The organism is Acinetobacter sp. IK40 (genome assembly GCF_035615075.1).
GTDB lineage: Bacteria > Pseudomonadota > Gammaproteobacteria > Pseudomonadales > Moraxellaceae > Acinetobacter > Acinetobacter courvalinii.
On the sequence record NZ_JANBOE010000007.1, the window covers coordinates 150,950 to 165,502 of the forward strand.

Annotated in this window: 11 protein-coding genes; 5 read left to right on the forward strand and 6 right to left on the reverse strand. The window is 44.0% G+C overall.

What is annotated here, in order from left to right; genetic code table 11:
• Positions 1 to 215: 215 nt before the first annotated feature.
• From pcaU to MSG93_RS13615, 3 genes are all read left to right on the forward strand, one after another.
• A complete protein-coding gene (gene pcaU / locus MSG93_RS13605; RefSeq protein ID WP_005231122.1) occupies positions 216 to 1,040 on the forward strand; it encodes an IclR family transcriptional regulator PcaU in 825 nt (274 codons plus the stop codon).
• Positions 1,041 to 1,611: 571 nt separating this feature from the next.
• Positions 1,612 to 3,297, forward strand: a complete 1,686-nt coding sequence (aspT, locus tag MSG93_RS13610) for an aspartate-alanine antiporter (protein WP_324622194.1) — start codon at positions 1,612 to 1,614, stop codon at positions 3,295 to 3,297.
• Positions 3,298 to 3,350: 53 nt separating this feature from the next.
• Positions 3,351 to 4,952 (forward strand): bifunctional aspartate transaminase/aspartate 4-decarboxylase, encoded by a 1,602-nt coding sequence (locus MSG93_RS13615; RefSeq protein ID WP_324622195.1) that lies wholly within the window; start codon positions 3,351 to 3,353, stop codon positions 4,950 to 4,952.
• 76 nt (positions 4,953 to 5,028) lie between these two features.
• Here the strand turns inward: MSG93_RS13615 and cntB are convergent, their stop codons facing one another.
• From cntB to MSG93_RS13645, 6 genes are all read right to left on the reverse strand, one after another.
• Complete coding sequence (gene cntB / locus MSG93_RS13620) at positions 5,029 to 5,985, reverse strand: carnitine monooxygenase, reductase subunit CntB (RefSeq protein ID WP_009509186.1); 957 nt, start codon at positions 5,983 to 5,985, stop codon at positions 5,029 to 5,031.
• 105 nt (positions 5,986 to 6,090) lie between these two features.
• On the reverse strand, positions 6,091 to 7,542 hold the full coding sequence (locus MSG93_RS13625) for an NAD-dependent succinate-semialdehyde dehydrogenase (RefSeq protein WP_324622196.1): 1,452 nt from the start codon (positions 7,540 to 7,542) through the stop codon (positions 6,091 to 6,093).
• A 75-nt stretch (positions 7,543 to 7,617) separates the two neighbouring features.
• Complete coding sequence (gene cntA / locus MSG93_RS13630) at positions 7,618 to 8,733, reverse strand: carnitine monooxygenase subunit alpha (protein WP_005286894.1); 1,116 nt, start codon at positions 8,731 to 8,733, stop codon at positions 7,618 to 7,620.
• 64 nt (positions 8,734 to 8,797) lie between these two features.
• Positions 8,798 to 9,751 (reverse strand): alpha/beta hydrolase, encoded by a 954-nt coding sequence (locus MSG93_RS13635; protein WP_324622197.1) that lies wholly within the window; start codon positions 9,749 to 9,751, stop codon positions 8,798 to 8,800.
• Complete coding sequence (locus MSG93_RS13640; RefSeq protein ID WP_324622289.1) at positions 9,748 to 11,403, reverse strand: BCCT family transporter; 1,656 nt, start codon at positions 11,401 to 11,403, stop codon at positions 9,748 to 9,750. Before MSG93_RS13640 ends, MSG93_RS13635 begins: the two co-directional genes overlap by 4 nt.
• A gap of 39 nt (positions 11,404 to 11,442) precedes the next feature.
• Entirely contained in the window at positions 11,443 to 12,555 is a 1,113-nt protein-coding gene (locus tag MSG93_RS13645) for a tartrate dehydrogenase (protein WP_324622198.1), read from the reverse strand.
• Positions 12,556 to 12,655: 100 nt separating this feature from the next.
• Here MSG93_RS13645 and MSG93_RS13650 point away from each other — a divergent pair, with 100 nt between their 5' ends.
• The gene (locus MSG93_RS13650) at positions 12,656 to 13,636 is read left to right on the forward strand and encodes a LysR family transcriptional regulator (protein ID WP_005286906.1); all 981 of its coding nucleotides are present in this window, start codon (positions 12,656 to 12,658) and stop codon (positions 13,634 to 13,636) included.
• 75 nt (positions 13,637 to 13,711) lie between these two features.
• A complete protein-coding gene (locus MSG93_RS13655) occupies positions 13,712 to 14,545 on the forward strand; it encodes an EamA family transporter (RefSeq protein ID WP_324622199.1) in 834 nt (277 codons plus the stop codon).
• Positions 14,546 to 14,553 lie beyond the last annotated feature (8 nt).

Sequence of the window (14,553 nt, forward strand, 5' to 3'; positions counted from 1 at the left end):
TTTCATCCTGAAAACCGATGAAATTAAGTCGAGTGCTTTGTTCGGATTTCTTCTATTCATTCTTGATAAATTCTGCGCTCACTTCTAGACGTTGAAGTGCATTTTGTTCGATGATTATTTTTTATGTTCGATCATCGAACATTATCCAAGTAAAATAGTCATGTTTAGTTTAGAATAAATTCTTCAACAAAAGATTTGGAACGGATACCTAATCAATGGAAAATGATGAAGCTAAAAGCCCTCGGTTAATTCACCATAATGAAAATAAAAAGACCATCCGCCATGAAGACTTTATTGCAGGAATCGCGAAAGGCTTGGCTATTCTGGAATGCTTCGGTCCCGAACGACACCGCTTGAATATGAGTACGGCGGCTGAAAAAACCGGGATGACCCGTGCTGCTGCACGACGCCATTTACTCACATTAGAATACTTAGGCTATTTAGATTTTGATGGGCATTACTATTATTTATCACCTAAGATTCTAAAATTTTCAGGGGCTTATCTGGATGGTTCTACACTTCCAAAAATCTGTCAGCCCTTATTAAATCTTTTAACCAATCAGACTTCACTGATTTACTCGGTCATGGTTTTAGATGGTTATGAAGCAATTACTATTGCCCGTAGTGCAGCTCACCAACAAACCGATCGGGTCAACCCTTATGGTTTGCATTTAGGTAATCGCCTCCCTGCCCATGCCACCTCTGCCGGCAAAATTTTATTGGCACATTTAACGCCCGAACAACAAAAGCGCTGGCTGGAAAAATATCCATTAAAACGCCTGACCAAATATACCCATACCGAAACTGATCTATTTTTAGAATTACTGCATGAAATCAAGGAACAGGATTGGTGTTACTCTTGTGAAGAACATGAGCTGGGCGTACATGCGGTGGCTGTACCTATATATGACTCCAATGCAAGCGTAGTCGCCGCACTGAACATTGTGTCCCCGACCATGCGCACTACCAAGGATTATTTAATTGCACATATTTTACCTTTGCTACAGGAAACGGCGCGTGATTTGCGCCAAGTGATTTAACCCGTCATCTAAATTCAAGGCAAAAAAATGCCACATCTGGAATGTGGCGAAAGGTGTACTGCGTCAACAATTGTGTTGGTATGTTTAAATTAATCAACTTTTCTTAAATGAATATTAATTTTCTTAACCATGTTGCTGTTTTATTATTCAGTCATTTTTAAATCTTTCGTATCAATATTTAAAATAAATCATATTTAACTAAAATTTGAATTCCTAAAAATTATAATTGGTATTTAAGTATTCATACTAAATGATAAATATACTAAAGATTTAACACTTTTAGTTTCAATGTGATATGTAGCTCACAATTTATACAACATAGTCTAAATGTTATGTTTTGTATTTAAAAATTACTTATTGTAATTACTATCTTAATATTTAATTTTTTTATCACACCTCAATCTAAATAATTAAAATAAAAAATTGATATATAAATATTTTTATAAAATTGCTTAGCTAAAAATCAGTTAATTTGTATTAGCAAAAGAAGCATAGTATTTTAAAAAACACATGAAAAATAAATAAATTTTAAACCTAAACATAGATCGAATAATAAAAGTGAGATCGAAAAATGATTGAATGGTTACAAGGCGAATTAAAACATAGCCCAGAAATCTTATTGTTCTTATCCTTGGCAATCGGTTTCTGGATTGGACAGTTTCAATTCGGAAAATTTCAGTTTGGTGGTGTAGCAGGGTCTCTACTTGTAGCAGTGGTACTCAGTCTTATCGGGGTTCCGGTCGATAACGGAGTCAAGGCAATTCTATTTGCATTGTTCATTTATGCCGTCGGTTTTGAAAGTGGACCCCAGTTCTTTAAATCGCTTGGCCCCCAATCAATCAAAGAAATCCTGTTAGCTGTATTCATGGCAGTAAGTGGTTTAATTACTGTCTTGATCATGGCAAAGCTATTCCATCTAGATAAAGGACTGGCAGCCGGATTAGCCGCAGGAGGCATGACCCAATCTGCAATTATTGGGACTGCAGGCGACGCAATTTCCCGTCTCGACTTACCTTTGGCTGAAATTCAAAAGCTGCAGGCCAATGTCGCGATCGGCTATGCCGTCACCTATATTTTTGGTTCATTGGGCGCGATTATTGTCTGTGTGAATATTCTGCCTAAATTTATGGGTAAGGAAATTCACGATGATGCTTTAAAAGCGCAGTCTGAACGTCTCAAGGGGGCTTTTGAATTAGCCCCAGGTCAAGAACTGGCAATGCCAGAAATCGTTGGACGTATCTATAAAGTCAAACAAGCCAGTGGCCAAACCGTTGCAGAACTTGAAGCCAAGCAAACCAGCATCACCATTGAGAGGATCAAACGCAAAGATCAATTCATTGATGTGGTACCAGAACTCACATTACAAACAGATGATGTGATCTTACTGGTCGGTCGTCGAGCCAGTGTGGTGTCTATTTCCGAGCAAATCGGGACAGAGTTACAGTCATCACAAGGCATGGAAATGATAATGGATACCACAGACGTGATCCTGAGAAATTCCAAATATATCCATCGTATGCTTGCTGATATCAAATCAAATACCCCTGCATATCTAAAGCATGGGATTTATGTGCTGGCGATTAAACGCAATGGTGAAACCCAAAGTTTGCATGATGATACTGTTTTACAGCAAGGTGATGTCATCACTGTGTATGGGACTAAAAGTGATCTTGATCGTTTAGTGAAAGAAGCAGGAAAAGCACTACCAGAAAGCTTAAAAACCGATTGGATTTTTCACGGTGCTGGTCTGGTGGTCGGCTTATTGATAGGTCTGTTTGTAATTCGCATCGGTGATGTACCTCTGACACTCGGCGCAGGCGGTGGTGCATTACTCTCAGGCCTTCTGTTTGGCTGGTTACGCAGCCGTAATCAAGTTCATGGCAACATGCCTTTAGCCGCATCACAACTGCTCAAAGATCTGGGGCTTGCCGGATTCGTGGCTGCGGTTGGCTTGCAATCTGGTTTACAGGCCATCCAAACCATTAAAGACAGCGGTCTGTCCCTCTTTATGATCGGAGTGGTGGTCACTTTAGTTCCGCTGATTCTTTCGATGCTTTTCGCACGCTATGTGCTGCGATATGACAATGTTGCGGTTATGGCGGGAGCATTATCGGGTTCACGCAGTGCCAACCCTGCCTTTGGTGCGATTTTAGATAAAGCAGGAAACTCCATTCCTACAGTTCCATTCGCCATTACTTATGCACTGGCAAACGTATTCTTGACCTTGCTTGGCCCCCTCATCGTCGGCCTAGCCTAAAGATAATTTTTTTCAATCACTTATTGCTTCCACTATAATTAAGGAGACTTCCCATGGGGAACGTTGATTATTCAAAATACTCAAAACTCAGTCCATTCGAACTCAAAGATAATTTAATTGAACTTGCTCAAAGCAAAACAGACCGGATGATGCTGAATGCAGGACGCGGTAATCCAAACTTTTTAGCCACCATTCCACGTCGAGCCTTCTTCCAATTGGGGCTGTTTTCAACTACCGAATCAGAGTTTTCATTCTCCTATATGCCAGAAGGTTTAGGTGGATTCCCTCGCCCTGTGGGTCTGCAATCTCGCTTCGACAACTTCATTATGCACAATCGGGATAAACCCGGCGTGGTCTTTCTCGGCAAAGCCATTTCCTATGTCCGAGATCAGCTCGGTTTAGATCCTGATGCTTTTTTACTGGAAATGGTCGAGGGAATCTTAGGCTGTAACTACCCTGTTCCAGACCGCATGCTACGTATCAGTGAATCCATCATCAAAGAATATATCCTGCGTGAAATGAGCGTCCAGGGCATGCCAAAAGAAGGCTTGGACCTGTTTGCGGTCGAAGGTGGAACCGCAGCAATGGCCTATATTTTTAACTCCTTAAAAGAGAATAAAATTATTGCCAATGGCGATCGTATCGCAATTGGTACGCCCATTTTCACACCGTATTTAGAAATTCCAAAACTGAATGACTATCAACTTGAAGAAGTCCTGATCGAGGCAGATCCACAGCTTGACTGGCAATATCCGGAATCTGAATTGCGGAAACTGGAAGACCCATCGATTAAAGCGTTCTTCCTTGTGAATCCAAGTAATCCACCTTCAGTAAAACTCAGCGATGAAGGTTTGGCGATCTTGGCTGATATCGTGAAAAAACGACCTGATCTGATTATTTTGACTGACGATGTATACGGTACCTTTGCAGACAATTTCAAATCACTGTTTGCCGTCTGTCCAGACAATACCATCTTGGTGTATTCATTCTCTAAATATTTTGGGGCAACTGGGTGGAGACTTGGGGTTATTGCCCTTTCCAACAATAATATTCTGGATCAAAAGCTGGCGGCACTGTCGAAAAAAGATAAAAAAGAACTGGAAGAACGTTATTCATCATTAACGACTGATCCAGCCAAGATCAAATTTATTGATCGTCTGGTCGCGGATAGCCGTAATGTGGCACTCAACCATACCGCAGGGCTTTCTACGCCACAGCAAGTACAGATGGTCCTGTTTGCCCTGTTCAATATGATGGATTCACAACAGAACTATAAAAAAGCCGTCAAATCCGTGGTACGTGAACGTGATGCTGCACTGTATCGCCAATTGGGGGTGGCAGTGCCAGAAGATCCAAATTCGGTTGATTACTACACCTTGGTCAATCTGGAAAATACCTCTCGAACACTTTATGGTGATGAGTTTGCGGATTGGGTGATGAAGAATAAAAATCCAACCGAGCTATTATTCCGCGTTGCCGATGAAACAGGTGTGGTGCTGTTACCAGGTTCTGGCTTTGGTGTATTGCATCCATCTGCCCGTGCATCATTGGCCAATTTGAATGAATATCAATATGCAGCTATCGGAGACTCATTAAGACGTTTTGCTGAAGAGTCCTATCAAGAGTACATAATCACCAAGCAAAACAAAAAATAAATCTGAATCAATGTTCATGATCAATAAAAAAGCAGCCTAGGCTGCTTTTTTAGATTTAATAATTAAAGTTTATAATTTAAAGATCAAGTACCAGTTTTTTGCCTTTGGCACGCGACACACAGATCATCATCGATTGCTGTGAGGCTTTTTCATCATCACTCAGATATTGGTCAAAATGCTCTGCCTCACCTTCCAGAATCGTGGTTTCACACGTCCCACATACCCCTTCACGGCATAAACACTCCACATCAATATTCAGCAATTCAATCGCTTGTAAAATGGTTTGATTGCCTTGAACTTCGACTTGCTGATTGGATTTGGCCAACACCACCGTAAATGCTTCCCCCTCTTCAGGTACAGTTGAAGCAAATTGTTCCCAGTGAATATATTCATCGCGATAACGATGGTAATTACAACGATCAATCACCGCATCAATCATCGGTTTCGGACCACATACATAGACATGCGTGCCTTTGGGTTGAGACCCAATCAGTTGATCCAGATCAAGACATTTTCCATCCGAATCGACATAGCTAAATATATGTTCGCCATGTTTTTGTTTTAACTCTTCCAACAATGCTGCATGCTCTGGTGAACGATAGGCATAATGCAACTCATAGTCGGCACCGCGTGCAGCCAGTTCATCCATTTGCGGTACAAACGGGGTAATCCCAATTCCACCCGCAATCAGAATATGTTTCTCGCCATCTGCCGCTAAGGGAAACAGGTTCTTCGGTTCAGAAATCAGAATCTCGCAGCCTTCATTACACTGATCATGCATAAAGACTGAACCGCCCTTACCTTCGACATCCTTGCGTACACAGACTTGATAAGTCGACAGATCTTGAGCACAGCTCATCAATGAATAAGCATTGGACAACTGGTCATTCATTTTCACAATGATATGACTGCCGCCATTAAACTGAGGGAAATTTTGTCCATCCTGACGTTTAAATGTGAACCGTTTAATCAATGGAGTCAGTTGCTCTACACAAGTGACCACTGAAGGGAACATTTCATAATGACTCGCCATGTCTAAATCCTCTTTACCGCCTGCTGCTCATCCCAGCATTTTCTATTTTTAAATGCAAATGGCCTGTTGGAACGATCATTCAGCTCGTCCCAACAGGCAGTATTGCTATAATCCTAAACACATATACTTAATGGTCATGAATTCTTCTAAACCGTATTTAGAACCTTCACGCCCCACTCCTGACTGTTTGACACCACCAAATGGCACGACTTCGTTGGAAATAGCGGTGGAATTCATCCCGACCATGCCATATTCCAGTTGCTCAGCCACACGCCAGATCCGTGAAATATTTTCGCTATAAACATAAGCGGCCAAACCAAAAATCGTATCGTTGGCTTGCGCCACCACATCGGCTTGATCCGTAAAGCGAATTAACGGTGCGACTGGGCCAAAAATTTCTTCCTGAACAATCTCCATGTCACGCGAAACATCAGTTAACACCGTTGGTTCAAAGAAAGTCTGACCCAATGCATGTTGTTGCCCCCCGCACGCCACTTGTGCACCTTTTTCACAGGCATCATCAATCAACTGCTTGGCTTTCAGTACCGCCTTGTCATTGATTAACGGTCCGATCTGCACATTCGGCTCCAAACCATTGCCGATTTTGAATTTCTGTACTTCTTGTACAAATTTCTCGGTAAAGGCCTGATAAACCTGGTCGTGTACGTAGATTCGATTGGCACAGACACAGGTTTGGCCAGCATTACGGAACTTGGCAAAGATTGCGCCTTGTACCGCTTTATCCAGATCGGCATCATCAAACACGATCAGAGGTGCATTGCCACCGAGTTCCAGCGCCAACTTTTTAATGGTGCCTGAACATTGCTGCATCAATAAACGGCCGACGGGCGTAGAACCAGTAAAGGTCAGTTTTTTGACTTTTTCATGGCTAGTAAAGACCGAACCAATCTCTTGTGATTTGCCTGTCACCACATTAATGACACCTGCTGGAATGCCTGCCATTTCTGCCAGCTTGGCAATTGCCAGTGCACAATACGGCGTTTCATTGGCAGGTTTAATAACGATGCTACAGCCTGCTGCCAAAGCTGGTGCTGCTTTACGGGTAATCATGGCAATCGGGAAGTTCCACGGCGTAATCGCTGCAACCACACCCACAGGTTCTTTGGTGACAATAAAACGTTGCTGACTGTTGGTGGTCGGAATCACATCGCCATAAACGCGCTTGCCTTCTTCGGCAAACCATTGAATAAATGAAGCAGCATATTTCACTTCACCCAAGGCTTCGGCTAAAGGCTTGCCCTGCTCAATGGTCATGATCCGTGCCAGCTCTTCCGCATGGCTCAAAACCAGTTGATACCAAGCCAGTAACAGATCTGCACGTTTTTGTGCCGTTAATCCTTTCCATGCTGCTAAAGCCTGATACGCCACTTCTACCGCTTGCGTAGCTTCCGCTGCACCCATATTTGGAATCTGGCCAATTTCTTCACCCGTCGCCGGATTGGTCACAGGGATTGTGGCACTGGATTGTGAACTCACCCATTCACCATTGATCAATCCGCGTTGTTGAAATAATGGACTTCCTTGCAAACTTGACATGTCATGATCCTATCGATTGAAAGCAAGGTACGGTCTGCGTCCCGTACCTTAAATGACTGAATAGCTGATACGCGATTATTTGTGATATTGCGCAACAAGATTCTGGAAATAGGCAATGCCATGCTCACTGATGCCTGAACGTTGCTTGTCGGTCATAATCCGGCCCTGACCACGATATCCCCGTGACTTCAAGCCACGTTGTACGCTTTCAACCAGTTCCAGGTCTTCAGGACGGAAGACATTGCGATACCATTCGATCAAATCTTTCTGATCTTGGGTCAATTCTTCATTGGTGAAGAAAATGTCATAGTGCTGCAAAGTAGTTTCCGCATCCATCGGAAACTCATAGATCACGGTCATGAAGTTTGCACCGGGTGGCACGTTAAACATGGTACATGGCCAGGTCCAGAAACCGCTAAAGGTCGGATCTTTCACCGATGGATCAAGCTTGAATGACTTTTCTGAAGAACGTGCATAACCATATTGCAACGTCCAGTTCTGATGAGTGGTATGCCAGTATTTATCCACCTGCACTGAATCGGCAAAACCGGGATGCGCCGGACCACAGTGATAACATTCCAAATAGTTATCCACGATTACTTTCCAGTTGGCAGGTGTTTCCGTTACGAAACGTGCCGCCAGTTTCAAGTCTTTAATCACCGCACAGGCTTCATTCAGTTTTTGTGCAAATTCAGGCAACTGATCTTCAACACAAGTGGCATTTTCATCCATATTGATAAAGACAAAACCGCCATATTCTTCCACTTTTAACGGCACCATGCTGGAGTTTTGCTTGTCAAAAGACTCGACATGATCACAGTTACGCGCCAGTGCCAAGCTCCCATCCAGCTTAAAGGTCCATGCATGATATGGACAGGTAATCACATTTTTAGCTTTACCGCTACCGCTTAACAGCTCATGACCACGATGTGGGCAGACATTATAAAATGCACGCAATACACTATCTTTGCCGCGAATCACGATGATGTTTTCACCAATGACCTTACGGGTAATATAGTCATTGTTCTGGGCAACTTCACTGCCATGTGCCACGCAAATCCAGCTTTTCGCAAAAATTTCTTCTTTTTCACGCTCAAACACCTGAGATGAGGTATAGAACACTTTGGGGAATGTCCATGCGACATCCGGGTTTGAACAGAAATCTTCTGGTAATTTTTCAACTGCATTCATGGTTTTACTCCATTAAACTGTTTTGTCCTAACGACCGTTTTATCAAAATTGGCTGGTGTTCAAATCACTTGAACATTTGCTTTAACGAACTCAGCATGTGCTGATATAAATCCTGTACCACAGGACAGTCCCGTACTAAACGTAAACTGCCATGCAGTAATCCTTTGCCGAGATAAAACTCGGCAGCAATATTGGCTTGTTTTAACTTGTCTACGAAAATACGTCCGTCGTCACTCAGTGGATCGTATTCAGCCACCGCAACAAAACTGCGCGGCATGTCAGAAAAATCCTGTGCGTTCAATGGCGCTAAACGTGTATCTTTCCAGTCGCTTGCATTCGGTGCATATTCCTTCAGGTAATAATGCATTTCCTCTAGCGTCAGTAACGGCGCATGTGCATGCTGCTGGCAAGATGCCGTATCAAAACTGCTGCCTAAACATGGGTAGATCAAGGCCAGTCCGCAGGCCTGTTTCCCTCTATGCTGCAACTGAACCGCCAGTGCTGCGGCTAGATTGCCACCTGCACTATCACCTGCTAATACCACCTGCGCTGGATTGATGTTCCAGTCTGCGCCATGCTCACGTAGCCAGTGATAGACCGTTTCACAATCCTCATAAGCCGCAGGAAAATGATGTTCTGGTATCAAACGGTAATCTACGCTCAACACTGCAACATTCAGATCACGGCATAAATAGCGGGTGATAAATTCATGTGAATCCAGATTGCCCAGCATCCAGCCACCACCATGGATAAACAACACGCAAGGCCACCCCTCCGCGGGTGCTTGGCCTAATGGTGAATACAACCGAACATTGACGGGATGAGTCGCATGCACAACGGTTTTATCTTCAATATGGACTGACCCATCGCGTGGCAAGGTATAATGCCGGCACATCGCATCATAGGCTGCACGTATTGAATCAATATCATTATCCGCAGCTGAATAAATGCTGCTCCAGTACACCAGACTTTGCATTTCTTCGCTTAACTCATAGCGCGTGTTCGGCTGCTGTGTCATGACAATTCCTTTTGACTGCTTTTATGTGCCAGTGTGGTTGCCGCAATATCAATCTGCATCTGTTGATTTGGATCAGTATGCTCAAGCGCGTCCAGATCACTAAAGCTGCGCTGTTCAATCAAATGCGATGGCACTTTGGAATAATCCTCAATCAACCATTTCACCAGGCCATAGGTCTGCACCAGAATAATCACAATAAACGGTAAGGCAGTCACAATAGTGGCCGTTTTCATGGTGTCTAAGGGCGCCTTTGAGAAAATCATCGCAATCGGCACTAGGGTTAACATCAGACACCAAAACAAACGCGCATTCGGAGATGGATCTTGCCCTTCACTTAAACCACGGGTACAGGTTGCAGACACCGCATAGCCCACCGCATCCATATGTGCCGCAAGGAAAATCACCATAATGCCAAGGAACAACCACATCATCAGTTTGCCTGCTGGCAATAAACCCAACAGTTGACCAATCGCCACTTCACCGCCTTGCTGACTCAAGATTTGCGGCACATTGACCATGCCGTGAATGAAGCTGTGAACGCTGTAATTTTCAAATACCCCAAAGATGAACCATAAACCAACGCTACCGCCGATGACCATGGCAAGAATCACTTCTTTAATGGTGCGCCCTTTAGACACACGGGTGACAAACAACGCCACGCCCGGTGCATAAGAAATCCACCATAACCAGTAGAACACGGTCCATTCACGGGTGAATTTCCCATCGCCCATCGGGTCGGTAAACAGGCTCATATCGACAAAGTTGGTTGCCATCAGTCCAAAACTCATCAATGAATTATTCATAATGAACTGGGTTGGGCCAAAGCACAGCACATAGATCGCAAACAGCACCACGCCCAAACACACCATATGACTCAAGCGCTGCATGCCTTTATCCATACCCACATACGAGCTCAGCGCAAATAAGATGGATACCGCTAAAATAATGATGACTTTGGTCATAAAGGTATTCGGAATACCCGTGAGTTGCGACAGAATGTTGGTAAAAGTCACCGCAGTCAAAACCAGCGAAATGGTCAAGGCACCAAACATACACAGCAAGAACATCAGGTCGACCACACGTCCAACCAGGCCCGTTGCTTTAAAACCGGTGACTGCTTCCACCATTGACGCCAGACTCAAGCCTTTGTTCTTTCTGACATGATAGCTATAACACAGTGAAATTGATGCCAAAGCATAGATCGACCATGCACTCAAACCAGAGTGAAAGAAGGAATAAGCCACGCTGTATTTCAGCGCTGCTGCCGATTCAGGGGCCAAATTCAAACCTGGGGTCTGGTAATAATACGCCCAGTCCAGAAAGCCCCAGTACAAGGTGGATGACCCAATCCCCGACAAAATGAACATGAAAATCCATGACATGGTGCTGTATTGGGGCTTGCCTTCACCCAGCTTGATTTTGCCGTATTTACTAAAGGCCAAACCGAAGGTAAAAATAATTGATAAAAAAGCAAATAACAGCACTGGCGTAGTGAATACCGAGGTGGTCCACTGCATCCATTTTGCCGCCAGTTGTATTGATTCAGATGAGTAGATTGCCAGACCAGCCACCGAGGTAAATACAACGGCCAGACTGGTGATCGCAAGCGTCTTATCTGTATAAGGTTTTGTAATTTGATTATCCATATCTATTCAATCCATCTCGGATAGTGACTATTCCCTGAGGGGTACTTACTCCATCGCGAATAAATCCATTTTTTGCTGAGTCACACAGGCTGCAATCGCATCACCCACTTCATAAGTCATGGCAGTTCCACCGACATCAGGTGTTTTCGGGCCATGCACCAACACATGCTCAATCGCCTGCATAATCTCCTGTCCTGCCTGAATCACCTGCTCATCTCCATCTGCCAAGAAATCCAGCATCATGGCACCCGACCAGATCGCGGCAATCGGGTTGGCAATTTGCTGACCGTAAATATCGGGTGCTGAACCATGTACAGGTTCAAACAAGGATGGAAACTTACGTTCAGGATTCAGGTTAGCCGAAGCCGCCAGACCAATGGTGCCGGTACAGGCAGGACCTAAATCCGACAAGATGTCACCAAATAAATTCGACGCCACCACCACATCAAAACGCTCTGGCTGTAGAACAAAACGTGCCGCTAAAATATCAACGTGTTGCTTATCTGCCTTGATATGCGGATAGCGTTTCGCCATTTCATCAACTCGTTCATCCCAATACGGCATGCTCACCGCAATCCCGTTCGACTTGGTTGCAGCCGTGATTTTCTTAGCCTCACGCTGATCGGCAAATTCAAAGGCATATTTCAAAATGCGATCGACACCGTGACGAGTAAATACCGCTTCCTGCAACACAAACTCACGATCAGTGCCTTCAAAGGCTTTACCACCAATGGCAGAATATTCACCTTCACTGTTTTCACGCACCACATAAAAATCGATATCGCCCGGTTGCTTGCCTGCCAGTGGACATTTCACTCCAGGCATTAACCGGACTGGGCGTAAATTCACATACTGATCAAAACGACGGCGGAACTGCAGCAATGATCCCCATAGTGAAATGTGATCCGGCACCTTTTCAGGCCAACCCACCGCACCAAAGAAAATTGCATCATATTCCTGTAAGACTTCAAACCAGTTATCCGGCATCATTTTGCCGTGTTCAAGGTAGTAATCACAGCTAGCCCAATCAAAGCTATCCATTTGAACTTGAATGCCATATTTGTCTGCTGCTGCCTTTACAACCTTGATGCCTTCTGGTAGAACTTCTAAGCCAATTCCATCGCCTGCAATCGTGGCAACTTTATACTTTTTTGCCATAACGCTCCCTTACACCTTTGGTTAATATCCTGAGTTGTAAACATGCTGTTTTCGGCAGCAATGATCAATAAGAAAACTATCACCCCAATGGACACGGATCGTGAATAATCTACCTAACCTATCGGATTTAAAGGTTTTTTGCACAGTCGCCAAACGCAAGAGTTTCGTCGACTCAGCGGAGGAGCTCGGTGTTTCACCTGCATTTATCAGTAAACGCATCAATATTTTAGAAACCAACCTGAACTGCAAACTGTTCCACCGCAGTACCCGCCATGTCAGTTTGACCGAAGATGGCAAACTGATTCTGGATCGGGTCTCCAATATTCTGGACGAATTTGATGAAATCAGTGAGCTGGTGAATAACCCCTTAAGCACGCCCACCGGTCATCTCGACATTGTCAGCAGCTTTGGTTTTGGCCGTAAACATGTTGCGCCCATTTTGTCTAAACTGATGACCATGTATCCAAAACTGGAAATTCAGTTTGATACCATCGACAACACCAAAGACCTGATTCAACACAGCATTGATCTGGATATTCGCATTGGCAATGACATTGCCCCGAATATGATTGCCAAAAAACTGGTACCGAATTTCCGGATTTTCTGCGCTGCGCCAAGCTATTTGTTGCAACAAGGCATGCCTGAAAGTCTGGACGATTTACGCAATCATGATTGCCTGACCATCAGTGAACGAGATCAATCCTCAGTGTTATGGAAATTACGCCATCCTTCGGAAGATCGGTCGGTACATGTCACACCACGTTTTATTTCCAATAACGGCGAGATTATTCACCAGTTGGCAATTGAAGGACATGGCATTATCTTACGTTCGATTTGGGATGTGGCGGATGAATTGATTAGCGGTCAGTTACAGCATATCTTGCCGGAATACTGGCAAGATGCCGATGTCTGGGCAGTGTATCCTTCACGTTTAAAAAGCTCGTCTAAACTACAGACCTGTATCCTGTTTATTCAAAATGAACTGATCAACCGTTTACAACATATCCAGAATCTAAGCCGTGGTCAGTTGATCCAACCGATTGAGCCGATCAATCCAAATACAGAGAAAGTATTTCTATAATCCCGCTAAGCTGCCGGCTTTCTTTTTTCAACCACATCATGCACATTAGCAAGATCATGAATTAACAGGCAGCTTATGAGCACGGCAATATTTGGCCTTATTTTACTTGCAGCGGCATGTCATGCCACATGGAATGCCATTGTAAAAGCGGGTACAAATAAGTTTTTAACCACGGTATTGGTCACTGCATCCGCAGCCGTCTTAGCTGCGATATTGTTGCCCTTTTTTCCAATACCGCAACGCGAGAGCTGGCCTTTTATTCTGGCTTCAACCGCAATACAAATTCTGTATTTTGGCATGGTGGCTAAAATCTATCGGGTTGCCGATATGGGCCTGACCTATCCCTTAATGCGTGGTACAGCACCACTGATTGTGGCCGTTTTAGGTACCTTGTTATTGCATGAACAACTTCAATTCAATGCATGGCTAGGCATCATCACCATTTCCATCGGCATTTTATCGATGATTCTGGCTGCACCCAAAACGGGACGCAAAGGCATTGGTTTAGCGTTGCTGAATGCAGTGCTGATCGCAGGTTATACTTTGCTGGATGGTCATGGCGTTCGTCTTGCAGGATCAGCGATTGCCTATATCCTATGGAGTTTCTTACTCTCCGGACTGATCTTTTTTATCTTTGCCCTGAAAATGCAATATCGTCAGATGGGTGAGTATTTTCGTCATAATTGGCATTTAGGTTTAATCGGTGGAATCGGTTCATTTTTCTCTTATGGTTTGGCACTGTGGGCGATGACACTTGCACCGGTTGCGATTGTTGCCGCACTAAGAGAAACCTCGATTTTATTTGCCACGCTGATCTCAATCTTTATTCTAAAAGAACGCATCAATGCAGTACGGATTATCTCCTCATGTATTATTTTAATCGGGGCGCTGATTTTAAGAACCACCTAAATGAAAAA

Coding starts and splice junctions, on each gene's coding strand:
- MSG93_RS13635 (WP_324622197.1), bottom strand. CDS start 9,751: ATGACACAGCAGCCGAACACGCGCTATGAGTTAAGCGAAGAAATGCAA.
- pcaU (WP_005231122.1), top strand. CDS start 216: ATGGAAAATGATGAAGCTAAAAGCCCTCGGTTAATTCACCATAATGAA.
- MSG93_RS13645 (WP_324622198.1), bottom strand. CDS start 12,555: ATGGCAAAAAAGTATAAAGTTGCCACGATTGCAGGCGATGGAATTGGC.
- cntB (WP_009509186.1), bottom strand. CDS start 5,985: ATGGCGAGTCATTATGAAATGTTCCCTTCAGTGGTCACTTGTGTAGAG.
- MSG93_RS13625 (WP_324622196.1), bottom strand. CDS start 7,542: ATGTCAAGTTTGCAAGGAAGTCCATTATTTCAACAACGCGGATTGATC.
- MSG93_RS13615 (WP_324622195.1), top strand. CDS start 3,351: ATGGGGAACGTTGATTATTCAAAATACTCAAAACTCAGTCCATTCGAA.
- cntA (WP_005286894.1), bottom strand. CDS start 8,733: ATGAATGCAGTTGAAAAATTACCAGAAGATTTCTGTTCAAACCCGGAT.
- aspT (WP_324622194.1), top strand. CDS start 1,612: ATGATTGAATGGTTACAAGGCGAATTAAAACATAGCCCAGAAATCTTA.
- MSG93_RS13655 (WP_324622199.1), top strand. CDS start 13,712: ATGAGCACGGCAATATTTGGCCTTATTTTACTTGCAGCGGCATGTCAT.